The sequence below is a fragment of the Pantoea sp. SGAir0430 genome (genome assembly GCF_043549295.1).
This window is the reverse complement of the sequence record NZ_CP039427.1, coordinates 2,230,899-2,252,915: the sequence shown is the minus strand read 5'-3', so window position 1 is coordinate 2,252,915 and position 22,017 is coordinate 2,230,899. Positions and strand designations below refer to the sequence as shown.

The 22,017-nt window shown below is 58.3% G+C and carries 20 protein-coding genes; 15 read left to right on the top strand and 5 right to left on the bottom strand.

Annotation, left to right across the window (positions count from 1 at the left end; genetic code table 11):
* Positions 1 to 68: 68 nt before the first annotated feature.
* Positions 69 to 1,250: an MFS transporter gene (locus tag E7738_RS10870; RefSeq protein ID WP_132466720.1), complete on the top strand. Its 1,182-nt coding sequence runs from the start codon at positions 69 to 71 to the stop codon at positions 1,248 to 1,250.
* Between the two features lie 204 nt (positions 1,251 to 1,454).
* Here E7738_RS10870 and leuD read toward each other — a convergent pair whose 3' ends face one another.
* The 5 genes from leuD to leuL form a co-directional block, all read right to left on the bottom strand.
* Positions 1,455 to 2,060, bottom strand: coding sequence for a 3-isopropylmalate dehydratase small subunit (gene leuD / locus E7738_RS10865; protein WP_058759635.1), 606 nt, complete (start codon positions 2,058 to 2,060; stop codon positions 1,455 to 1,457).
* Positions 2,061 to 2,063: 3 nt separating this feature from the next.
* A complete protein-coding gene (gene leuC / locus E7738_RS10860) occupies positions 2,064 to 3,470 on the bottom strand; it encodes a 3-isopropylmalate dehydratase large subunit (RefSeq protein WP_058759634.1) in 1,407 nt (468 codons plus the stop codon).
* 4 nt (positions 3,471 to 3,474) lie between these two features.
* Positions 3,475 to 4,566 carry a 3-isopropylmalate dehydrogenase gene (gene leuB / locus E7738_RS10855; RefSeq protein WP_058759633.1) on the bottom strand — a complete coding sequence of 364 codons (1,092 nt, stop codon included), beginning with the start codon at positions 4,564 to 4,566 and terminating at the stop codon, positions 3,475 to 3,477.
* 2 nt (positions 4,567 to 4,568) lie between these two features.
* Positions 4,569 to 6,131 carry a 2-isopropylmalate synthase gene (gene leuA, locus E7738_RS10850; RefSeq protein WP_058759632.1) on the bottom strand — a complete coding sequence of 521 codons (1,563 nt, stop codon included), beginning with the start codon at positions 6,129 to 6,131 and terminating at the stop codon, positions 4,569 to 4,571.
* A 93-nt stretch (positions 6,132 to 6,224) separates the two neighbouring features.
* The gene (leuL, locus tag E7738_RS10845) at positions 6,225 to 6,308 is read right to left on the bottom strand and encodes a leu operon leader peptide (protein ID WP_125308910.1); all 84 of its coding nucleotides are present in this window, start codon (positions 6,306 to 6,308) and stop codon (positions 6,225 to 6,227) included.
* Between the two features lie 132 nt (positions 6,309 to 6,440).
* Here leuL and E7738_RS10840 point away from each other — a divergent pair, with 132 nt between their 5' ends.
* From E7738_RS10840 to murG, 14 genes are all read left to right on the top strand, one after another.
* Positions 6,441 to 6,620: a hypothetical protein gene (locus tag E7738_RS10840; RefSeq protein WP_132466716.1), complete on the top strand. Its 180-nt coding sequence runs from the start codon at positions 6,441 to 6,443 to the stop codon at positions 6,618 to 6,620.
* 419 nt (positions 6,621 to 7,039) lie between these two features.
* Entirely contained in the window at positions 7,040 to 8,764 is a 1,725-nt protein-coding gene (gene ilvI / locus E7738_RS10835) for an acetolactate synthase 3 large subunit (RefSeq protein WP_104188108.1), read from the top strand.
* Positions 8,765 to 8,766: 2 nt separating this feature from the next.
* Positions 8,767 to 9,258, top strand: coding sequence for an acetolactate synthase small subunit (gene ilvN, locus E7738_RS10830; RefSeq protein WP_010615603.1), 492 nt, complete (start codon positions 8,767 to 8,769; stop codon positions 9,256 to 9,258).
* A 197-nt stretch (positions 9,259 to 9,455) separates the two neighbouring features.
* Positions 9,456 to 10,466 (top strand): catabolite repressor/activator, encoded by a 1,011-nt coding sequence (gene cra / locus E7738_RS10825; protein WP_010615604.1) that lies wholly within the window; start codon positions 9,456 to 9,458, stop codon positions 10,464 to 10,466.
* A 492-nt stretch (positions 10,467 to 10,958) separates the two neighbouring features.
* A complete protein-coding gene (gene mraZ / locus E7738_RS10820; RefSeq protein WP_021507569.1) occupies positions 10,959 to 11,417 on the top strand; it encodes a division/cell wall cluster transcriptional repressor MraZ in 459 nt (152 codons plus the stop codon).
* Between the two features lie 2 nt (positions 11,418 to 11,419).
* Positions 11,420 to 12,361 carry a 16S rRNA (cytosine(1402)-N(4))-methyltransferase RsmH gene (gene rsmH, locus E7738_RS10815; RefSeq protein WP_394515619.1) on the top strand — a complete coding sequence of 314 codons (942 nt, stop codon included), beginning with the start codon at positions 11,420 to 11,422 and terminating at the stop codon, positions 12,359 to 12,361.
* The gene (ftsL, locus tag E7738_RS10810) at positions 12,358 to 12,678 is read left to right on the top strand and encodes a cell division protein FtsL (RefSeq protein ID WP_021507567.1); all 321 of its coding nucleotides are present in this window, start codon (positions 12,358 to 12,360) and stop codon (positions 12,676 to 12,678) included. Before rsmH ends, ftsL begins: the two co-directional genes overlap by 4 nt.
* Positions 12,679 to 12,694: 16 nt before the next feature.
* Positions 12,695 to 14,464: a peptidoglycan glycosyltransferase FtsI gene (locus E7738_RS10805; protein WP_021507566.1), complete on the top strand. Its 1,770-nt coding sequence runs from the start codon at positions 12,695 to 12,697 to the stop codon at positions 14,462 to 14,464.
* Positions 14,451 to 15,938: a UDP-N-acetylmuramoyl-L-alanyl-D-glutamate--2,6-diaminopimelate ligase gene (gene murE, locus E7738_RS10800; protein ID WP_088516655.1), complete on the top strand. Its 1,488-nt coding sequence runs from the start codon at positions 14,451 to 14,453 to the stop codon at positions 15,936 to 15,938. The genes E7738_RS10805 and murE overlap by 14 nt, the downstream gene beginning before the upstream one ends.
* Positions 15,935 to 17,296, top strand: a complete 1,362-nt coding sequence (murF, locus tag E7738_RS10795; RefSeq protein WP_394515618.1) for a UDP-N-acetylmuramoyl-tripeptide--D-alanyl-D-alanine ligase — start codon at positions 15,935 to 15,937, stop codon at positions 17,294 to 17,296. Before murE ends, murF begins: the two co-directional genes overlap by 4 nt.
* The gene (mraY, locus tag E7738_RS10790; protein ID WP_021507563.1) at positions 17,290 to 18,372 is read left to right on the top strand and encodes a phospho-N-acetylmuramoyl-pentapeptide-transferase; all 1,083 of its coding nucleotides are present in this window, start codon (positions 17,290 to 17,292) and stop codon (positions 18,370 to 18,372) included. The genes murF and mraY overlap by 7 nt, the downstream gene beginning before the upstream one ends.
* 2 nt (positions 18,373 to 18,374) lie before the next feature.
* Positions 18,375 to 19,691 (top strand): UDP-N-acetylmuramoyl-L-alanine--D-glutamate ligase, encoded by a 1,317-nt coding sequence (murD, locus tag E7738_RS10785; RefSeq protein WP_394515617.1) that lies wholly within the window; start codon positions 18,375 to 18,377, stop codon positions 19,689 to 19,691.
* Positions 19,691 to 20,905 (top strand): cell division protein FtsW, encoded by a 1,215-nt coding sequence (ftsW, locus tag E7738_RS10780; RefSeq protein ID WP_021507561.1) that lies wholly within the window; start codon positions 19,691 to 19,693, stop codon positions 20,903 to 20,905. The genes murD and ftsW overlap by 1 nt, the downstream gene beginning before the upstream one ends.
* Entirely contained in the window at positions 20,902 to 21,960 is a 1,059-nt protein-coding gene (gene murG, locus E7738_RS10775) for an undecaprenyldiphospho-muramoylpentapeptide beta-N-acetylglucosaminyltransferase (RefSeq protein WP_059010288.1), read from the top strand. Before ftsW ends, murG begins: the two co-directional genes overlap by 4 nt.
* Positions 21,961 to 22,017: the final 57 nt, after the last annotated feature.

Here is a 22,017-nt window from a genome sequence, read left to right as displayed (position 1 = left end):
TTTTTCGTTTTGCTGTGGAATCTTCTACGCTGTTTTTTCCCGGTCTTTTTCCTCAAAGGGATTTCTGCATGAAATCGCTGTTACCGCGGCCGCGCCGCCTGAATCCGGTTTACCTCTCCTTTATGGCGGTGTCGTTTATGGTCGGCGTGGCGGGGGCGTTACAGGCGCCAACGCTCAGCCTGTTTTTGACGCGCGAGGTGCAGGTGCGGCCGTTCTGGGTCGGCCTGTTCTTTACCATCAACGCCGTCGCCGGGATCGTGATCAGCCTGCTGATGGCGAAGCGTTCGGATAACCGTGGCGATCGCCGTCATCTGATCCTGTTTTGCTGCCTGATGGCGGTGGCCAACGCGCTACTGTTTGCCTTTAACCGTCACTATCTGACGCTCATCACCCTCGGCGTGCTGCTGTCGGCGCTGGCCAGCGTGGCGATTCCGCAGATCTTCGCGCTGGCGCGTGAATATGCCGATCAGTCGGCGCGTGAAGTAGTGATGTTCAGTTCGGTGATGCGCGCGCAGCTGTCGCTGGCGTGGGTGATTGGGCCGCCGCTGTCGTTCGCGCTGGCGCTCAACTACGGCTTCGTCACGCTGTTCTGCGTGGCGGCGGTGATTTTTCTGCTGAGTATGCTGCTGATCTGGCGCACGCTGCCCTCGGTGCCGCGCATCGCCGCCACGCCGGAGCAGGTGCTGATGCAGCTCAGCCCGTGGAAAGACAGCCAGGTGCGGCTGCTGTTTATCGCCTCGGTGGTGATGTGGGCGTGTAATACCATGTATATCATTGATATGCCGCTGTATATCAGCGCAACCCTTGGCCTGCCGGAGAAGCTGGCAGGGCTGCTGATGGGCACCGCTGCCGGGCTGGAGATCCCGATCATGCTGCTGGCCGGCCATTACGCGAAGCGCTACGGCAAGCGCAAGCTGATGCTGCTGGCGCTGGTGGCGGCGATTGTATTTTATCTCGGGCTGGTGCTATTCCGTTCTCAAACCGCGCTGATGGTGCTGCAGCTGTTTAATGCCGCGTTTATCGGCATCATCGCCGGCATAGGTATGCTGTGGTTTCAGGATTTGATGCCGGGCCGTGCCGGTGCGGCGACCACCATGTTCACCACATCGATTTCAACCGGGTTGATTATCGCCGGCCTGATTCAGGGGATACTGAGTGAGCGCTTTGGTCATGAGTCGGTGTACTGGCTGGCGTTAGTGATGGCGGTGGTGGCGCTGGTGCTGGCGGCGCGGGTACGCGATGCGCAGTGAGGGCGGTGTGGAGATTGAAGGTCGCCATCAATGGCGACCTTGCAGGGCATTGCGCGTTTCGGGCATGTTTTGCACATTTTTGGTCGCCATAAATGGCGACCCTACAGGGCATTGTGCATTTAAGCATCTTTGGTCGCTATAAATAGCGACCTAATTACTGACGCGTTTGCTGTAGGGTGCGCCTTGCTGCGCACCGGGTAAACCTTAACGCAGAAACGCTGGCTGGCTGGATTCGTAGCTGGCGATGGACGCTTCATGCTGCAGCGTCAGGCCAATGCTGTCGAGGCCGTTGATCATGCAGTGACGGCGGAAGCTGTCGATTTCAAAACTATAAACCTTGTCGCCGGCGGTGACGGTCTGCGCTTCGAGATCCACGGTGAAGCGGATACCCGGCTGCGCGGCCACCAGTTTGAACATTTCATCGACCTGCTCTTCGCTCAGCTTCACCGGCAGCAGCTGGTTGTTAAAGCTGTTACCGTAGAAAATGTCGGCGAAACTCGGCGCAATCACCACGTGAAAACCGAAGTCGGTCAGCGCCCACGGCGCGTGTTCACGCGAGGAGCCGCAGCCAAAGTTCTCGCGCGCCAGCAGGATGCTGGTGCCTTTGAACTCCGGCTTATTCAGCACGAAGCTGGCGGTCGGCTGGGTGCCGGCATCATCATCAAAACGCCAGTCGTGGAACAGGTGCGCGCCAAAGCCGGTGCGCGTCACTTTCTGCAAAAACTGCTTCGGGATGATGGCATCGGTGTCGACGTTTGCGGCATCCAGTGGGGCCACAATCCCGGTGTGTTGGGTAAATTTGTTCGCCATGGCTTAAGCTCCCTGAGTCAATTCACGAATGTCGGCAAAACGACCGGTTACCGCCGCCGCAGCAGCCATCGCCGGGCTCACCAGATGGGTGCGACCGCCGCGACCCTGGCGACCTTCAAAGTTACGGTTACTGGTTGAGGCACAGCGCTCGCCCGGATTCAGGCGATCGTTGTTCATCGCCAGGCACATCGAACAGCCCGGCAGACGCCATTCAAAACCGGCTTCGAGGAAGATTTTGTCCAGGCCTTCGGCTTCAGCCTGCGCTTTCACCGGACCGGAACCCGGCACCACCATCGCAACCACGCCCGGCGCGACTTTGCGGCCTTTGGCGATCGCGGCAGCCGCGCGCAGATCTTCGATACGTGAGTTGGTGCAGGAACCGATAAACACTTTATCGATCGCTACCTCAGTCAGTTTGATGCCCGGCTGCAGATCCATATAGGCCAGCGCCTTCTCGGCGGAAGCGCGTTCAACCGGATCGGCAAACGAGGCCGGATTCGGGATGGCCTGATCCACGGCCATCACCTGGCCCGGATTGGTGCCCCAGGTGACCTGCGGCGCGATATCGGCAGCATTCAGCGTCACGACGGCGTCAAACTGCGCGTCGCTGTCGGACTTCAGGGTGCGCCAGTAAGCCACCGCCTGTTCCCACTGCTCGCCCTTCGGCGCAAACTGCTTGTCTTTCAGATAGGCAAACGTGGTGTCATCCGGTGCCACCAGTCCCGCTTTGGCGCCCATCTCAATCGCCATGTTGCACAGCGTCATGCGGCCTTCCATGCTCAGCGCTTCAATCGCCGGGCCACAGAATTCAACCACGTGACCGGTGCCGCCGGCGCTGCCGGTTTTACCGATGATCGCCAGTACGATGTCTTTGGCGGTGATGCCCGGCGCAGCTTCGCCCAGCACTTCAATCTTCATGGTTTTCGCCCGGCCCTGTTTCAGGGTCTGGGTGGCGAACACGTGCTCCACTTCGGAGGTGCCGATACCGAACGCCAGGGAACCGAAGGCGCCGTGCGTTGCGGTGTGCGAGTCGCCGCAAACGATGGTCATGCCCGGCAGCGTCATGCCCTGCTCAGGACCGATCACGTGCACAATGCCCTGGAACGGGTGGTTCAGGTCATACAGCTGAATGCCGAACTCAGCACAGTTCTTCATCAGCTCCTGCATCTGGATACGCGCCATTTCACCCGAGGCGTTGATGTCTTTGGTCTGGGTGGAAACGTTGTGGTCCATGGTGGCAAAGGTCTTCGACGGCTGGCGCACTTTACGGCCGTGCGCACGCAGACCGTCAAACGCCTGCGGCGAGGTGACTTCGTGAATCAGGTGACGATCGATATACAGTAACGGCGTTTCGTCTGGCGCTTCGTGAACGACATGTGCATCAAATAACTTCTGGTATAAGCTTTTCATTTTGTTATTTTTCCTCGCTGATGTAACCGGCAATGATGCTGCCCATTTCATCGGTGCTCACGGCAGGGCCGTCACCGGCCAAATCACGGGTGCGATGGCCCGCTTCCAGCGCACGGCTTACCGCGCGCTCAATGCTATCCGCAGCGGCATCAGCGTTCAGGCTGAAACGCAGCAGCATCGCCAGCGACAGAATCTGCGCAATCGGGTTGGCGATGTTCTGGCCGGCGATATCCGGTGCGGAACCGCCCGCCGGTTCGAACAGGCCGAAGCCCTCTTCATTCAGACTGGCCGAAGGCAGCATGCCCATCGAGCCGGTGATCATCGCGCACTCGTCCGACAGAATGTCACCAAACAGATTCGAGCAGAGTAAAACGTCAAACTGCGACGGATCCTTAATCAGCTGCATGGTGGCGTTGTCGATGTACATATGGCTCAGCTGCACATCCGGATAATCTTTTGCCACTTCGTTGACGATTTCACGCCACATCACTGAGGTCGCCAGCACGTTGGCTTTATCAACGGAAGTCACTTTGTTACGACGCTTGCGCGCAGCTTCGAAGGCGTTGCGGGCAATACGCTCGATTTCAAAACGGTGATAGACCTCGGTATCAAAAGCGCGTTCATGCGCGCCGCTGCCTTCGCGGCCTTTCGGCTGGCCGAAATAGATGCCGCCGGTCAGCTCACGCACGCACAGGATATCGAAGCCGCGGGCGGCGATGTCGCTGCGCAGCGGGCAAAATGCTTCCAGACCTTTATACAGCGCCGCCGGGCGCAGGTTGCTGAACAGTTTGAAGTGTTTACGCAGCGGCAGCAGCGCACCGCGCTCAGGCTGGCCAGCTGGCGGCAGGTGTTCCCATTTTGGACCGCCGACCGAGCCGAACAGAATGGCATCAGCCTGCTCAGCACCGGCCACGGTGGCGGCGGGTAAAGGTTCACCGTGACGATCGATGGCGATACCGCCGACATCATATTCGCTGGTGGTGATGCGCATATCGAAGCGCGCGCGAATCGCGTCGAGAACTTTCATGGCCTGCGCCATCACTTCCGGACCGATTCCGTCGCCTGGCATTACCGCAATATGATAAGACTGAGTCATAGTTACACCGTTTCCTTCTGATCTTTAAATTTACGCTGCAATTCTTTTTCGACCTGCTTTGCCCGCCAGATGTTGTTCAGGGCATTCACCATCGCTTTCGCCGAGGATTCGACGATATCGGTCGCCAGGCCCACGCCGTGGAATTTACGCCCGTTGTAGTTGACCACGATATCGACCTGACCCAGCGCGTTTTCGCCGTGGCCTTTCGCGGTCAGCTTGTAGTTCACCAGCTCAGCATCGAAGCCGGTGATACGGTTAATAGCCTGGTAGACGGCATCAACCGGACCGTTACCGGTGGCGGCGTCGGCTTTGGCCTCTTCGCCGCAGCCCAGCTGTACTGACGCCGTCGCGGTGACGCTGGAGCCGGTCTGCACGTTGAATTCGTTCAGCTGGAAGTACTCCGGCTCTTCATTCTGCTTATTAATGAAGGCCAGCGCTTCCAGGTCGTAATCGAACACCTGGCCTTTTTTGTCCGCCAGCTTGAGGAAGGCGTCGTACAGCGTATCCAGGTTGTAATCGGACTCTTTGTAACCCATCTCTTCCATACGGTGCTTCACGGCGGCACGGCCGGAGCGGGAGGTCAGGTTCAACTGAATTTTGTGCAGGCCAATCGACTCTGGCGTCAGGATTTCGTAGTTTTCGCGGTTCTTCAGCACGCCATCCTGATGAATGCCGGAAGAGTGGGCGAAGGCGTTAGAACCGACCACCGCTTTGTTGGCCGGAATCGGCATGTTGCAGATCTGGCTGACAATCTGGCTGGTGCGGTAGATTTCCTGATGATTGATGTTGGTGTGCACGTTCATGATCTGCTGACGGGTTTTAATCGCCATGATCACCTCTTCCAGCGCACAGTTACCGGCGCGCTCGCCCAGGCCGTTCAGCGTGCCTTCGACCTGACGCGCACCGGCCAGTACCGCCGCAATGGCGTTACCGGTCGCCATGCCCAGATCGTCATGGGTGTGCACCGACAGAATCGCTTTGTCGATGTTGGGTACGCGCTGCACCAGCTGACCAATAATGTTGGCGTACTCGCCCGGCAGGGTATAGCCCACGGTGTCCGGAATATTGATGGTGGTGGCGCCGGCGTTGATCGCGGCTTCTACCATGCGGCACAGGTCGTCAATCGGCGTACGACCACCGTCTTCGCAGGAGAACTCAACGTCATCGGTATAGTTGCGCGCCCGCTTAATCATGTGCACCGCGCGTTCAATCACATCCGGCAGCGTGCTGCGCAGTTTAGTGGCGATGTGCATCGGCGAAGTGGCGATAAAGGTGTGAATACGGAAGGCGTCGGCCACGCGCAGCGATTCGTAAGCTGCGTCGATATCTTTCTCGACACAGCGCGCCAGACCACACACGCGGCTGTTTTTAATGGTCCGGGCAATGGTCTGCACGGATTCGAAATCACCCGGCGAAGAGACCGGAAAACCGACTTCCATTACATCCACGCCCATCCTTTCCAGCGCCAGGGCGATCTGCAGTTTTTCTTTAACACTCAGGCTGGCCTGTAATGCCTGTTCGCCGTCGCGCAGAGTGGTATCGAAAATTATTACTTGCTGGCTCATGATCATCTTCCTTTTGCATTGACTTCGCCGGTGCTACGAGCATAAAAAAACCCGCGCAGTGGCGCGGGTTTTTTAACTTTCAGCAGGTTCGAATCAGTTGTTGATTTCGCCCACGAGTCTACCGCGCAAACTGGATGCGTTAAGTAGTAGACCGAGTAGACGAAAAGAACGTGACATGAATCAAACCTCGTAAAATGAGTGCTGCACATATTGGTACTGGATTCGCCTGGCGATGTCAACCCTAAGTGAAAGGGTATTTCTCTGGCCGGAAAAGGGCGATGTGCTGGGATTATCGGTCATCGCAGAGCATTGCCATTAATTAACGGTGGCTTAGCGCGTTATGCCACTTTAAAAAATCTTTTAAAAAAGGCGGATAATTTTAAGTTGCTGAATTATATGTTTTTAGTAAGGCTTATTCGTCAGGTGGAAAAACAAGATAAAGCTTGTTGCTTAGCAGATTGTGATGTGGAAGAGGGATTTAAGAGTTAATCACGCCAGAAACGCGGTAACGGAAAAAATTGTGGGCTAAACACGCTGGCAATATGAAAATCATATTTCTTACAACACGCTGTAAATAATCTGCAAACCAGCATTTTCCTCTGTCCTTATGCCATCGCATTAGTTTATTCCTCCCGGGCGATAATCACGCGTCAGTGCCTTTTTTGCCACTGACAGCGCCGTGCCGCCTTATGGCGTTTGCAGGCCGGGTTTTCTGCGGTTATGGTAATCGACCTACTCTCAAAAGAATCCACGCAGGTAGATTCCCTGTACCTGGAAGACGAAATGAATGGCGTCTTCTGAGCATAAACATAAGGTTTTGATCTTAATTGGCAATAAAGGGACAGATGCGAGCGGCACGCAGGATAGCGTTTGCTGGCGCAGCTGGCTCTCAAGCCTGGAGGCAGAAAATGGAGATGTTGTCAGGAGCCGAAATGGTCGTCCGTTCGTTAATCGATCAGGGCGTTAAGCAGGTATTCGGTTATCCGGGCGGTGCGGTGCTCGATATTTATGATGCGCTGCAAACGGTCGGTGGTATTGACCACGTGCTGGTACGCCACGAGCAGGGCGCCGTACACATGGCGGATGGCCTGGCGCGCGCGACCGGCGAAGTCGGCGTGGTGCTGGTCACCTCAGGTCCTGGCGCCACCAACGCCATCACCGGCATTGCGACCGCTTATATGGATTCCATTCCGCTGGTGATCCTCTCCGGTCAGGTGCCGTCCTCGCTGATTGGCTATGACGCCTTCCAGGAGTGCGACATGGTGGGGATTTCGCGTCCGGTGGTGAAGCACAGCTTCCTGGTGAAAAGCACCGAAGAGATTCCGACAGTGCTGAAAAAAGCCTTCTGGCTGGCGGCCAGCGGTCGTCCGGGGCCGGTGGTGATCGATCTGCCAAAAGATATTCTGAATCCGGCCAACAAGCTGCCTTACGTGTGGCCGGAAACCGTCAGCATGCGCTCTTACAATCCGACGCTGCAGGGCCACAAAGGCCAGATCAAGCGCGCGCTGCAGACGCTGCTGGCGGCGCACAAACCGGTAATTTACGTCGGCGGCGGGGCCATTACTTCAGGCTGCGAGGCGGAACTGCTGCAACTGGCAGAGCAGCTGAATATTCCGGTCACCACTTCGCTGATGGGGCTGGGCGCGTTCCCGGGCACGCATCGCCAGTGTGTGGGCATGCTCGGTATGCACGGCACCTATGAAGCCAACATGACCATGCACAACGCCGATCTGATCTTTGGTATCGGCGTACGCTTTGACGACCGCACCACCAACAATCTGGCGAAGTATTGCCCGAATGCCACCGTGATGCACATTGACGTCGATCCAACCTCGATCTCTAAAACCGTCAGCGCCGATATTCCGATTGTCGGCGATGCCAGACAGACGCTGACGCAGATGCTGGAGCTGCTGGCGCAGAGCGAGGCGAAGCAGGAGCTCGATAGCCTGCGTGATTGGTGGCAGAGCATTGAAGGCTGGCGCAGCCGCAAATGCCTGGAATTTGACCGCAGCAGCGACAAAATCAAACCGCAGGCGGTGATCGAAACCATTTGTCGTCTGACACACGGTGAGGCGTATGTGACCTCGGACGTCGGCCAGCACCAGATGTTCGCTGCGCTTTACTACCAGTTCGATAAACCGCGTCGCTGGATCAACTCCGGCGGCCTCGGCACCATGGGCTTTGGCCTGCCGGCGGCACTCGGCGTGAAGATGGCGCTGCCGCAGGAAACCGTGATTTGCGTGACCGGCGACGGCAGTATTCAGATGAATATTCAGGAGCTGTCGACCGCGCTGCAGTATGACCTGCCGGTGCTGGTGCTGAACCTGAACAACCGCTTCCTCGGCATGGTGAAACAGTGGCAGGACATGATTTACTCCGGCCGCCATTCCCAATCCTATATGGAATCGCTGCCGGACTTCGTGCGCCTGGCGGAAGCCTATGGCCACGTGGGCATCGCGATTCAGCATCCGGCTGAGCTGGAAGAGAAGCTGCAGCTGGCGCTCGATACGCTGGCAAAAGGGCGTCTGGTGTTTGTGGATGTCACGGTGGACGGCAGCGAGCACGTCTACCCGATGCAGATTCGCGGTGGCGCGATGGATGAGATGTGGTTGAGCAAAACGGAGAGGACTTAATTATGCGTCGTATTTTATCAGTTCTGCTGGAGAACGAATCCGGCGCATTGTCGCGCGTGGTGGGGCTGTTTTCCCAGCGCGGCTATAACATTGAGAGCCTGACCGTCGCGCCGACCGACGATCCTACCCTGTCGCGCATGACCATTCAGACCGTGGGCGACCAGAAAGTACTGGAGCAGATCGAAAAGCAGCTGCACAAGCTGGTGGACGTGTTACGCGTCAGCGAACTGGGGCAGGGCGCTTACGTCGAGCGTGAAATCATGCTGGTGAAGATTCAGGCCAGCGGGTACGGTCGCGAAGAGGTAAAACGCAGCGCGGAAATTTTCCGTGGACAGATCATCGATGTGACGCCGACGCTGTACACGGTTCAGCTGGCCGGCACCAGCGATAAACTCGACGCGTTCCTCAACACCGTGCGCGAAGTGGCGGAAATCGTTGAAGTGGCGCGTTCCGGCATCGTCGGGGTATCACGCGGCGATCGCGTAATGCGTTAATACCGCAAAGTTATCATCGGTTTTCAAGCTAACCCGGCGGAATGCCGGGTTTTTTTATTTTATGCGCTTCGGCCGCTTGTGCATGAAAAGCGGTTGCTCAGCGTACTGTTCTGCGGTTAGATGTTACAAATGTTTTACCCTTAGCTACTCTGCGGACATTTTCGCCAGCCCTGGCTTATCAGAATTAAGGTGTCATCGTGAAACTGGATGAAATTGCGCGCCTGGCGGGCGTGTCGCGCACCACGGCGAGCTATGTCATCAATGGCAAAGCGCGGCAGTATCGTGTCAGCGACAAAACCGTTGAGAAAGTCATGGCGGTGGTGCGTGAGTACAACTATCACCCCAACGCGGTGGCTGCGGGCCTGCGCGCCGGACGCACCCGTTCGATTGGTCTGGTGATACCCGATCTGGAAAACACCAGTTATACCCGCATCGCCAACTATCTTGAACGCCAGGCGCGTCAGCGCGGCTATCAGCTGCTGATTGCCTGTTCCGAAGATCAGCCGGATAACGAAATGCGCTGCATTGAGCATCTGCTGCAGCGTCAGGTTGATGCGATCATCGTCTCCACATCGCTGCCGCCGGAACATCCGTTCTATCAGCGCTGGGTCAACGATCCGCTGCCGATTATCGCGCTGGACCGCGCGCTGGATCGTGAACACTTCACCAGCGTGGTCGGTGCCGATCAGGATGACGCGCAGGCGCTGGCGGCTGAATTGCGTCAGCTGCCGGTGAAAAACGTGTTGTTTCTCGGCGCGCTGCCGGAGCTGTCGGTCAGCTTCCTGCGTGAAATGGGGTTCCGCGAGGCGTGGCAGGGTGATGAGCGCCCGATCGATTTCATCTATTGCAACAGCTTTGACCGCGCCGCTGCGGCGACGCTGTTTGAAAAATACCTTGAAGACCACGCGATGCCCGAAGCGCTGTTTACCACCTCGTTTGGCCTGCTGCAGGGGGTGATGGACGTGACGCTGAAGCGTGACGGCCGCTTGCCGACAGACCTGGCTATTGCAACTTTCGGCGACCACGAATTATTAGACTTTCTGGAGTGCCCGGTGCTGGCGGTAGGGCAGCGCCATCGCGATGTTGCTGAGCGTGTGCTGGAGCTGGTGCTGGCTTCGCTGGATGAGCCACGCAAACCGAAGCCGGGTTTAACCCGTATTCGCCGTAATTTATTCCGCCGCGGACAATTAAGTCGTCGCGCTAAATGAAGCGTCGGGCGAGACGTCGCCCGCGCTAATTTCTCTCATCCCTATTTAACCAGACGCACACGGGCGTAAAAAAGCGTAAATTATCATCGCCCCGGCTAACGAATTATCGGCGCTGGATTTTCTTATTTGTTTACATCTTCAGCAATCGCGCATAGCAGAGCTGACGCGATGGTGCTGGGCTTCCTTTCAGAAATCCCCTAAAATGCCGCCGCCGTCGCAGATTGGGGCAGAATAATCGCAGCGGTAAAATTGCGCTAATTTTCACCGATAAATCTGACGCAAATTTTTTTTATACTGTTATTCATCAGGTTAATTTTAAATTGACCATTCATTCTCCTCTTATTCTTCTCTCCGGTTAATTTCATTCGGTGTAAAGAGTGATATTCACTTGCCGTTGCGGCTTGACAAGGATTTCATCGGCTCCGTAAACTCGTTTCGTGGTAAAAAGTGGGATAAAGTGGTGAAAACGGGTAACTGAGGGGTAGGGCTGGCATGTTCCGTGGAGCAACGTTAGTCAATCTCGACAGCAAAGGGCGCCTGGCGGTGCCGACGCGTTATCGCGAATTGCTGCTCGCAGAGTCTCAGGGTCAAATGGTTTGCACCATTGACCTCCATCAGCCCTGCCTGCTGCTTTATACCCTGCCCGAATGGGAAATTATTGAGAAAAAACTGGCCCGGTTATCCAGTATGAATCCGAACGAGCGTCGCGTGCAGCGTCTGCTGTTAGGTCATGCCAGCGAGTGCCAGATGGATAATGCAGGCCGTTTACTGCTGGCGAATACGTTGCGCCAGCATGCGAGCCTGACCAAAGAAGTGATGCTGGTTGGACAGTTCAACAAGTTTGAGCTGTGGGATGAACAGACCTGGTATCAACAAGTTAAGGACGATATTGACGCAGAACAGTCAGCTCAGGAGCCTTTATCTGAGCGGTTGCAGGACTTGTCGCTATAGCTATGCAGGAAAATTTTAAACACACCACGGTGCTGCTGGATGAGGCGGTTAACGGCCTTAATATCAGGGAAGACGGCATTTATATTGACGGCACCTTTGGTCGCGGCGGTCACTCACGCCTGATCCTGTCGCAGCTTGGCGCGCACGGACAGTTACTGGCGATCGATCGCGATCCGCAAGCCATAGCCGCAGCCGCTGAGATAAAAGATCCACGTTTCTCGATTGTGCACGGGCCGTTTTCAGCGCTGGCTGAGTATGTCGAAGAGCGCGGGCTGACCGGAAAAATCGACGGCGTACTGCTGGATTTGGGCGTCTCTTCGCCTCAGCTGGATGACGCCGAGCGCGGTTTCTCCTTTATGCGCGACGGGCCGCTGGATATGCGTATGGATCCGACGCGCGGTCAGTCGGCAGCCGAGTGGTTGCAGAACGCGGAAGAAGCAGACATTGCGTTTGTGCTGAAAACCTACGGCGAAGAGCGCTTCGCGAAACGCATCGCCCGCGCCATTGTCGAGCGCAACCGGGAACAGCCGATGACGCGCACCAAAGAGCTGGCCGATCTGATTGCGGCGGCAACGCCGGTAAAAGACAAGTTTAAGCATCCGGCGACGCGCAGCTTCCAGGCGATACGCATCTGGATCAACAGTGAGCTGGAAGAGATCGATATCGCGCTGAAAGGGGCATTGACGGTGCTGGCACCGGGAGGGCGTTTATCCATCATCAGCTTCCACTCGCTGGAGGATCGGCTGGTGAAGCGCTTTATGCGTGACCAGAGCCGCGGTCCGCAGGTGCCGGCCGGGATTCCGATGACCGAGAGCCAGCTGAAAGCGCTGGGCGGACGTGAACTGAAAACCCTCGGCAAGCTGATTCCTGGCGAAGCCGAAGTCAAAGACAACCCGCGCGCGCGCAGTTCGGTCCTGCGTATCGCTGAGAGAACCGCATCGTGATTGGCAATGAGCGTCACAGCCTGCCCGGCGTCATTGGTGGCGATCTGCTGCGTTTTGGCAAGATCCCGCTGCTGCTGCTGATCGCCGTGCTGGTTTCTTCGGTGCTGGTGGTGACCACCACGCATAAGACCCGTCTGCTGACGGCGCAGCGTGAGCAGCTGGTACTGGAGCGTGATGCGCTGGATATCGAATGGCGCAACCTGATCCTCGAAGAGAATGCGCTGGGCGATCACAGCCGGGTAGAACGGATAGCAACCGATAAGCTGCAGTTGCAGCATGTTGATCCTTCACAGGAAAATATTGTGGTGCAGAAATAAGGAATCGCAGACCTCAATGAGCGGCGCAGGCAAAACGCTGAAGTTAAGAAAACAGGAAGATAAGGCCAGCTTTGTAAGCTGGCGTTTTGCGTTGCTGTGCGGCTGTATTCTTCTGGCGCTGGGCGGATTGCTGTCGCGCGTGGCGTGGCTGCAGGTCATCAGCCCGGATAAGCTGGTGAAGGAAGGCGATTTACGTTCGCTGCGCGTGCAGGAAGTGCCTACCGCGCGCGGCATGATTAGCGATCGCGCCGGACGCCCGCTGGCGGTAAGCGTGCCGGTTAACGCCATCTGGGCCGATCCCAAAGAGCTGACCGAGCACGGCGGCGTCACCGTTGATAGCCGCTGGAAAGCGCTGTCGGATGCGCTGTCGATCCCGCTGGATCAGCTGGCGGCGCGCGTCAACGCCAACCCAAAAGGGCGCTTTATTTACCTCGCCCGTCAGGTTAACCCGGCGATTGGCGAATACGTGAAAAAGCTCAAGCTGCCCGGTATTTACCTGCGTCAGGAGTCGCGCCGCTACTATCCGGCCGGCCAGGTCACTGCCCACCTGATTGGCTTCACCAACATTGACGGCCAGGGCATTGAAGGCATCGAGAAGAGCTTCGATAAATGGCTGACCGGTGAGCCGGGCGAACGTACCGTGCGCAAAGACCGCTACGGGCGGGTGATTGAAGATATCTCCTCGGTCGATAGCCGCGCCGCGCACAACCTGACGCTGAGCATCGACGAGCGCCTGCAGGCGCTGGTGTACCGCGAACTGAACAATGCTGTTGCCTTCAACAAAGCCGAATCGGGCACTGCGGTGCTGGTGGACGTGAACACCGGCGAAGTGCTGGCGATGGCCAACAGCCCGGCTTACAACCCCAATAATCTCAGCAACACGCCGAAAGACGTGATGCGTAACCGCGCTATTACCGACATCTTCGAGCCGGGTTCCACCGTGAAGCCAATGGTGGTGATGACCGCACTGCAGCGCGGCGTGGTGAAAGAGAACAGCGTTCTGAACACCGTGCCGTATCGCGTCAATGGTCATGAGATCAAAGACGTGGCGCGCTACAACGAATTGACCCTTACCGGGGTTCTGCAGAAGTCGAGTAACGTCGGGGTTTCGCGCCTCGCGTTAGCGATGCCCTCCTCAGCGCTGGTAGAAACTTACGCGCGCTTTGGCCTGGGTAAACCGACCAATTTGGGGCTGGTCGGGGAAAGTAGTGGCTTATACCCTCAAAAACAACGGTGGTCTGACATAGAGAGGGCCACCTTCTCTTTCGGCTATGGGCTAATGGTAACGCCGTTACAGTTAGCGCGAGTCTACGCAACCATTGGCAGCTACGGCATCAACCGCCCGCTGTCGATTACCAAAGTTGACCCGCCGGTGGCGGGCGAGCGCGTTTTCCCGGAAGACCTGGTGAAAACCGTGATGCACATGATGGAAAGCGTGGCGCTGCCGGGTGGCGGTGGCGTTAAAGCCGCCATCAAGGGCTATCGCATCGCGATCAAAACTGGTACCGCGAAAAAAGTCGGGCCGGACGGACGCTACGTCAATAAATACATTGCTTACACCGCGGGCGTTGCGCCTGCCAGTCGCCCGCGTTTTGCGCTGGTGGTGGTGATCAACGATCCCCAGGCCGGTAAATATTATGGTGGTGCGGTTTCTGCACCGGTGTTTGGCGCCATCATGGGCGGTGTGCTGCGCACCATGAACATTGAACCGGATGCGCTGCCAACGGTGGATAAAAACGAGTTGGTGAAGAATAAGAGAAGTGAGGAATCAAGTGACAGATCGTAACCTGCGCGACTTGCTGGCCCCGTGGGTGCCTGGCGCGCCGGCGCGTCCACTCCGTGACATGACACTGGACAGCCGCGCTGCGGCTGCTGGCGATCTGTTTATCGCCGTGGCGGGCCATCATGCTGATGGACGTCGATTTATTCCACAGGCCATCGCCCAGGGTGTGGCGGCGGTCATTGCCGAGGCTGAAGGTGAAGCCAGCGATGGTGATATCCGCGAGATGCACGGCGTCCCGGTCATCTATCTGGCCCAGCTGCCGCAGCGCCTTTCCGCGTTGGCCGGGCGTTTCTACCAGCAGCCGGCTGACAAATTAAAGCTGATTGGTGTGACCGGCACTAACGGCAAAACCACCACCACGCAGCTGATCGCGCAGTGGGCCAACCTGCTGGGCGAAACCGGCGCGGTGATGGGCACGGTGGGCAATGGCCTGTACGGTCAGCTGGTGCCGAGTGAAAACACCACCGGTTCGGCGGTGGATGTACAGCATATTCTGCACGACCTGGTCGGGCAGGGAGCTACCGTCGCCGCGATGGAAGTCTCTTCGCACGGTCTGGTGCAGCATCGCGTGGCCGCGCTGCCGTTTGCCGCTGCGGTATTTACCAATCTGAGCCGCGATCACCTTGATTATCACGGTGACATGCAGGGCTACGAATCGGCCAAGTGGCTGCTGTTTTCTGAGCATCAGGTAGGCGAGGCCATCATCAACGCTGATGATGAAGTGGGCCGCCGCTGGCTGGAAAAATTACCGGATGCCGTGGCCGTTACGCTGGGCAACAATCTGCAGCCCGGCTGTCGTGGCCGCTGGCTGCAGGCGACGGCGATCGATTATCACGACGGCGGCGCACACGTGCAGTTCAGTTCAAGCTGGGGCAACGGCGAGTTTGACAGCCGCCTGATGGGTGCCTTTAACGTCAGCAATCTGCTGCTGGCGCTGGCGACACTGCTGACGCTGGATTATCCGCTCGACACGCTGGTGGCCAGTGCCAGCCAGCTGCAGCCGGTGTGCGGTCGTATGGAAGTGTTCACCGCCGCGCACAAGCCGACGGTAGTGGTGGATTACGCACATACGCCTGACGCGCTGGAAAAAGCGCTGGAAGCGGCCCGGCTGCACTGCAAGGGCCAGCTGTGGTGCGTATTTGGCTGCGGTGGCGACCGTGACAAAGGCAAACGCCCGCTGATGGGCGCGATTGCCGAACAGTTTGCCGATATCGTGGTGATCACCGATGACAATCCGCGGAGCGAAGAGCCGACGGCGATTGTTAACGACATTCTCACCGGCCTGCTCGATCCGGGCCGGGCTCGCGTCATTGCAGGACGAGCGCAGGCGGTCACCCATGCGGTGATGCAGGCCAGCGCCGACGACATCGTGCTGGTGGCCGGTAAAGGCCATGAAGATTATCAAATCATCGGCAACCGCCGTCTTGACTACTCTGACCGCGACACCGTCGCCCGTTTGCTGGGGGTAATGGCATGATTTCGGTTACGCTGAAAACCCTGGCAGAGATTAGCGGTGGGCAACTGCACGGCAGCGATCTCACTATTGCGGATGTCACCACGGATACCCGTAAAGTCACCCCAGGCAGCCTGTTTGTCGCGCTGGTGGGCGAACGTTTCGATGCACACGATTTTGCCGCCGACGCTATCGCCAGTGGCGCTCAGGCGCTGCTGGTGAACTGTCGTTTAGCGGTTGACGTGCCGCAGGTGGTGGTCGCTGACACGCGTATCGCTTTTGGTCAGCTCGGCGCCTGGGTGCGTCAGCAGGCGAAAGCGCGCGTGGTAGGGCTGACCGGCTCCTCCGGTAAAACCTCCGTGAAAGAGATGACTGCGGCGATTCTGCGCCAGTGCGGTGAAACGCTGTATACCGCCGGCAATCTCAACAACGATTACGGCGTGCCGATGACGCTATTGCGTCTTACCCCGCAACACGCGTATGCCGTGATTGAAATGGGCGCGAACCATCAGGGTGAAATCGCTTACACCACCAATCTGGTGCGTCCGGAAACCGCGCTGGTCAACAATCTGGCGGCGGCGCATCTGGAAGGCTTCGGTTCACTGGCGGGCGTGGCAAAAGCCAAAGGCGAAATCTTTGGCGGCTTACCGGTACACGGCACCGCAATCATCAACGCTGACAGCAACGATCTGCCCAACTGGCAGCCGCAGTTCGCAGACAAAACCCTGTGGCGCTTTTCGCCGCAGCCGATGGCAGACGCGGAATTCCGCGCCAGCGATATCGTACTGCGCGCTGACGCCACGCTGTTTACCCTGCACACGCCGCGCGGCGACATCGCCGTCGAGCTGCCGCTGCCGGGTCGGCACAATATCGCTAATGCGCTGGCTGCTGCCGCGCTGGCGCTGTCGGTTGACGCGCCGTTAACCGCTATCCAGTCTGGCCTTAAAACCTTACAGCCCGTTCCTGGGCGCCTGTTCCCGATTCGCCTCGCCGGTAATCAGCTGCTGCTGGATGACAGCTACAACGCTAACGTTGGTTCGATGACCGCCGCTGCGCAGGTGCTGGGCGATATGCCGGGCTTCCGCGTCATGGTGGTCGGCGATATGGGCGAGCTGGGCGACGAAGCCGAAGCCTGTCATCGTCAGGTGGGCGAAGCGGCGAAAGCCGCCGGTATTGATTGTGTGCTGAGCACCGGCAGGTTCAGCCATTTGATTAGTGAAAGCAGCGGCCGGGGCGAACATTTCGCCAGTAAAGCTGAACTGACTGAACGTTTACGCACGCTGCTGTCCCAACATGCGGACATCACTATTTTGGTTAAAGGTTCACGTAGTGCCGCCATGGAGCAGGTAGTACAGAGCTTACAGGAGAAAGGAACATGCTAGTCTGGCTGGCCGAACATCTGGTCGCATTTTATTCCGGCTTTAACGTCTTTTCCTATCTGACGTTTCGCGCCATTGTCAGCCTGCTGACCGCTCTGTTCATCTCTTTATGGATGGGCCCGCGCCTGATCGCCTGGCTGCAGAAACTGCAGATTGGCCAGGTGGTACGTAACGATGGTCCGGAGTCGCACTTCAGCAAGCGCGGCACGCCGACCATGGGCGGCATAATGATTCTGACCTCCATCACGGTTTCGGTGCTGATGTGGGCTTATCCGTCCAATCCTTACGTCTGGTGCGTGCTGGTGGTACTGGTCGGTTTTGGCGTAATTGGCTTCGTTGATGACTACCGCAAAGTGGTGCGTAAAGACACTAAAGGCCTGATCGCGCGCTGGAAATATTTCTGGATGTCAGTGATTTCGCTCGGCGTGGCGTTCGCGCTGTTCATCGCCGGTAAAGATACGCCTGCCACACAGCTGGTGGTGCCGTTCTTCAAAGATGTTATGCCGCAGCTCGGCCTGTTCTACGTGGTGCTGGCCTACTTTGTGATTGTCGGAACCGGTAATGCGGTAAACCTGACAGACGGTCTGGATGGTCTGGCCATCATGCCAACGGTGTTTGTCGCGGCGGGATTTGCGCTGGTGGCCTGGGCGACCGGTAACGTGAAATTTGCCGAGTATCTGCACATTCCGTATCTGCGTCACGCCGGTGAGCTGGTGATTGTCTGTACCGCGATTGTCGGGGCCGGTCTCGGCTTCCTGTGGTTCAACACCTATCCGGCGCAGGTCTTTATGGGCGACGTGGGGTCGCTGGCGCTGGGTGGCGCACTGGGCACGCTGGCAGTGCTGCTGCGTCAGGAATTTTTGCTGGTGATCATGGGCGGCGTATTTGTGGTCGAGACGCTGTCGGTGATTCTGCAGGTGGGTTCGTTCAAGCTGCGCGGTCAGCGTATTTTCCGCATGGCACCGATTCACCACCACTATGAACTGAAAGGCTGGCCGGAGCCGCGCGTGATCGTGCGCTTCTGGATTATTTCGCTGATGCTGGTGCTGATTGGCCTGGCAACGCTCAAGGTACGTTAATCATGGCTGACTATCGGGGCAGAAAAGTCGTCATCATTGGATTAGGCATTACCGGCCTGTCCTGTGTTGATTTCTTCCTCGCGCAGGGCGTGACGCCCCGCGTGATGGATACCCGTGTGTCACCGCCGGGGCTGGACAAACTGCCAGAGCAGGTGGAGCGCCACGTTGGCGGTATCAACAGCGACTGGCTGCTGGCATGCGATCTGATCATCGCCAGCCCGGGCATCGCGCTGGCGCACCCGGCGCTGAGCGAAGCGGCTGACGCCGGCATTGAAATTGTCGGCGATATCGAACTGTTCTGCCGTGAAGCTCAGGCGCCGATTGTGGCGATCACCGGTTCCAATGGCAAAAGTACCGTCACCACGCTGGTGGGCGAAATGGCGCGCGCCGCGGGCTGGCAGGTGGGCGTAGGCGGCAACATTGGGCTGCCGGCGCTGACGCTGCTTAAATCGCCGGCGCAGCTGTATGTGCTGGAGCTCTCCAGCTTCCAGCTGGAAACCACCTACAGCCTGAAAGCGGCGGCAACAACCATCCTCAACGTCACTGAGGATCATATGGATCGCTATCCGCTCGGCATGCAGCAGTACCGCGCCGCTAAATTACGCATCTATGAAAACGCGGATATCTGCGTGGTGAATGCCGACGATGGCATGACCATGCCGGTGCGCGGCGCCGATCGCCGCTGCGTCAGCTTTGGCATCGACGTGGGCGATTATCACCTCAACCAGCAGCAGGGCAGTACCTGGCTGCGGGTGAAGGGCGAGAAAGTCCTTAATACCGACGAGATGAAGCTGGTCGGGCAGCACAATTACACCAATGCGCTGGCCGCGCTGGCGCTGGCCGATGCGGTGAATATCCCGCGCGCCTCCAGCCTGAAAGCGTTAACCACCTACAGCGGCCTGCCGCATCGCTTCCAGCTGGTGCACGAAGCGCATGGCGTGCGCTGGATTAATGATTCGAAAGCCACCAACGTGGGCAGCACCGAAGCCGCGCTTAACGGCCTGCAGGTGAAAGGTACGCTGTGGCTGCTGCTGGGTGGCGATGGCAAAGGGGCGGACTTTACGCCGCTGGCGCGCTATCTGCAGGGCGACAACGTGCGGCTGTTCTGCTTTGGCCGCGACGGCGACGCGCTGGCCGCGCTGCGTCCGGCAGTGGCGACGCGCACCGACACGCTCGAACAGGCGATGACGCAGATTGCCGCGCAGGTGCAGGCGGGCGACATGGTGCTGCTGTCACCGGCGTGCGCCAGCCTCGACCAGTTCCGTAATTTTGAACAGCGTGGCGATCGCTTCGCGCAACTGGCGAAGGAGCTGAGCTGATGCGTATTCCCGGAGCCAGTATCGCCAGTTTTATTTCGCTGCGCCTGCGTGATTGGGTGATGGGCGCGCGCGACAACGACGACGCGCCGGTGGTGCTGTATGACCGCACGCTGCTATGGCTGACGTTTGGCCTGGCGATTATCGGTTTTGTCATGGTCACCTCGGCCTCGATGCCGGTTGGACAGCGTCTTAACGACGATCCGTTCTACTTTGCCAAGCGTGATGCCTTTTATATCGCCCTGGCGCTGGGGATGGCGTTAGTGACGCTGCGTGTACCGATGGATTTCTGGCAGCGCTACAGCAACGCGATGCTGATGGCCTCGGTGGCGATGCTGCTGATTGTGCTGGTGGTCGGTAGCTCGGTTAACGGCGCATCGCGCTGGATCGCGCTCGGGCCGCTGCGTATTCAGCCGGCGGAGTTATCCAAGCTGTCGCTGTTCTGCTATCTCGCCAGCTATCTGGTGCGCAAAGTGGAAGAGGTGCGGAACAACTTCTGGGGCTTCTGTAAGCCGATGGGCGTGATGGTGGTGCTGGCGGTGCTGCTGCTGGCCCAGCCGGACCTCGGTACCGTGGTGGTGCTGTTTGTTACCACGCTGGCGATGCTGTTCCTCGCGGGCGCCAAACTGTGGCAGTTCCTGGCGATTATCGGCTCCGGCATTTTCGCCGTGGTGCTGCTGATTATCGCGGAACCTTACCGTATGCGCCGCGTGACCTCCTTCTGGAACCCGTGGGAAGATCCGTTCGGCAGCGGCTACCAGCTGACCCAGTCGCTGATGGCGTTTGGCCGCGGTGAGTTCTGGGGGCAGGGCCTGGGCAACTCGGTGCAGAAACTGGAGTATCTGCCGGAAGCGCACACCGACTTTATCTTCTCAATTATCGGTGAAGAGTTGGGTTATGTCGGTGTGGTTTTGGCGCTGTTGATGGTATTCTTCGTCGCTTTTCGCGCAATGTCGATTGGCCGTCGCGCGCTGGAGATCGACCAGCGTTTTTCCGGCTTCCTCGCCTGTTCCATTGGCGTGTGGTTTAGCTTCCAGGCGCTGGTTAACGTTGGTGCGGCGGCGGGTATGCTGCCGACCAAGGGCCTGACGCTGCCGCTGATCAGTTACGGTGGATCGAGTCTGATCATTATGTCGACCGCCATCGTGTTTTTATTGCGCATTGATTATGAAACGCGTCTGGCAAAAGCCCAGGCGTTTACCCGAGGTGCCCGATGAGTGGTAAACGGCTGATGGTCATGGCAGGGGGGACCGGCGGACATGTGTTCCCCGGACTGGCCGTGGCGCATCATCTGATCGAACAAGGCTGGCAGGTGCGCTGGCTGGGAACGGCAGACCGGATGGAAGCCGATCTGGTGCCAAAGCATGGCATCGATATCGACTTCATTCGCATCAGCGGACTGCGCGGTAAAGGCGTAAAGGCCCTGCTGCTGGCACCGGTGCGCATTTTCAATGCGTGGCGCCAGGCGCGCCGCATCATGAAAAACTGGCAGCCGGATGTGGTGCTGGGCATGGGCGGTTATGTTTCCGGTCCGGGCGGCCTTGCGGCGTGGAGTTGCGGCATCCCGGTGGTGCTGCACGAGCAGAACGGTATTGCCGGCCTGACCAATAAGTGGCTGGCGAAGATCGCCACCACAGTGATGCAGGCCTTTCCGGGCGCGTTCCCCACTGCCGAGGTGGTGGGCAACCCGGTGCGTAATGATGTGCTGGCGCTGCCGCTTCCGGCGCAGCGTCTGGCACACCGCAGCGGGCCGATTCGTGTGCTGGTGATTGGCGGTAGTCAGGGGGCGCGCATCCTCAATCAGATCGTGCCGCAGGTCGCCGCCGAACTGGGTGACGCCATCACGTTGTGGCATCAGACCGGCAAAGGTGCACGGGAGACCGTGCAGCAGGCGTATCAGGCCGCTGGCCAGCCGCAGCACAAGGTCACCGAGTTCATCGATGACATGGCGCAAGCCTATGCGTGGGCCGATGTGGTGGTGTGCCGCTCCGGCGCGCTGACCGTCAGTGAAGTGGCGGCGGCGGGTTTACCGGCGATTTTCGTGCCGTTCCAGCACAAAGATCGTCAGCAGTACTGGAATGCGCTGCCGCTGGAAAAAGCCGGCGCGGCCAAAATTTTCGAGCAGCCGCAGTTTACTGCTGCGGCCGTCGCAGACACGCTGCGCCACTGGGATCGCGCCACGCTGCTGGCGATGGCGGAAAAAGCCCGCCAGGTCGCGATTCCTGATGCGACCGAACGGGTGGCACAAGAGGTTGCGCGCGTCGCGAAGTAAGTTAACCGGTCAGTTTGACTGGCCCGCATCTGAATGCAGGTGCAAACGGGAAAACAG

What these genes read in the sequence shown, in the direction of transcription:
- E7738_RS10870 (WP_132466720.1), top strand. Translation starts at nt 69, where the DNA reads ATGAAATCGCTGTTACCGCGGCCGCGCCGCCTGAATCCGGTTTACCTC.
- leuD (WP_058759635.1), bottom strand. Translation starts at nt 2,060, where the DNA reads ATGGCGAACAAATTTACCCAACACACCGGGATTGTGGCCCCACTGGAT.
- leuC (WP_058759634.1), bottom strand. Translation starts at nt 3,470, where the DNA reads ATGAAAAGCTTATACCAGAAGTTATTTGATGCACATGTCGTTCACGAA.
- leuB (WP_058759633.1), bottom strand. Translation starts at nt 4,566, where the DNA reads ATGACTCAGTCTTATCATATTGCGGTAATGCCAGGCGACGGAATCGGT.
- leuA (WP_058759632.1), bottom strand. Translation starts at nt 6,131, where the DNA reads ATGAGCCAGCAAGTAATAATTTTCGATACCACTCTGCGCGACGGCGAA.
- leuL (WP_125308910.1), bottom strand. Translation starts at nt 6,308, where the DNA reads ATGTCACGTTCTTTTCGTCTACTCGGTCTACTACTTAACGCATCCAGT.
- ilvI (WP_104188108.1), top strand. Translation starts at nt 7,040, where the DNA reads ATGGAGATGTTGTCAGGAGCCGAAATGGTCGTCCGTTCGTTAATCGAT.
- ilvN (WP_010615603.1), top strand. Translation starts at nt 8,767, where the DNA reads ATGCGTCGTATTTTATCAGTTCTGCTGGAGAACGAATCCGGCGCATTG.
- mraZ (WP_021507569.1), top strand. Translation starts at nt 10,959, where the DNA reads ATGTTCCGTGGAGCAACGTTAGTCAATCTCGACAGCAAAGGGCGCCTG.
- rsmH (WP_394515619.1), top strand. Translation starts at nt 11,420, where the DNA reads ATGCAGGAAAATTTTAAACACACCACGGTGCTGCTGGATGAGGCGGTT.
- E7738_RS10805 (WP_021507566.1), top strand. Translation starts at nt 12,695, where the DNA reads ATGAGCGGCGCAGGCAAAACGCTGAAGTTAAGAAAACAGGAAGATAAG.
- murF (WP_394515618.1), top strand. Translation starts at nt 15,935, where the DNA reads ATGATTTCGGTTACGCTGAAAACCCTGGCAGAGATTAGCGGTGGGCAA.
- mraY (WP_021507563.1), top strand. Translation starts at nt 17,290, where the DNA reads ATGCTAGTCTGGCTGGCCGAACATCTGGTCGCATTTTATTCCGGCTTT.
- murD (WP_394515617.1), top strand. Translation starts at nt 18,375, where the DNA reads ATGGCTGACTATCGGGGCAGAAAAGTCGTCATCATTGGATTAGGCATT.
- ftsW (WP_021507561.1), top strand. Translation starts at nt 19,691, where the DNA reads ATGCGTATTCCCGGAGCCAGTATCGCCAGTTTTATTTCGCTGCGCCTG.
- murG (WP_059010288.1), top strand. Translation starts at nt 20,902, where the DNA reads ATGAGTGGTAAACGGCTGATGGTCATGGCAGGGGGGACCGGCGGACAT.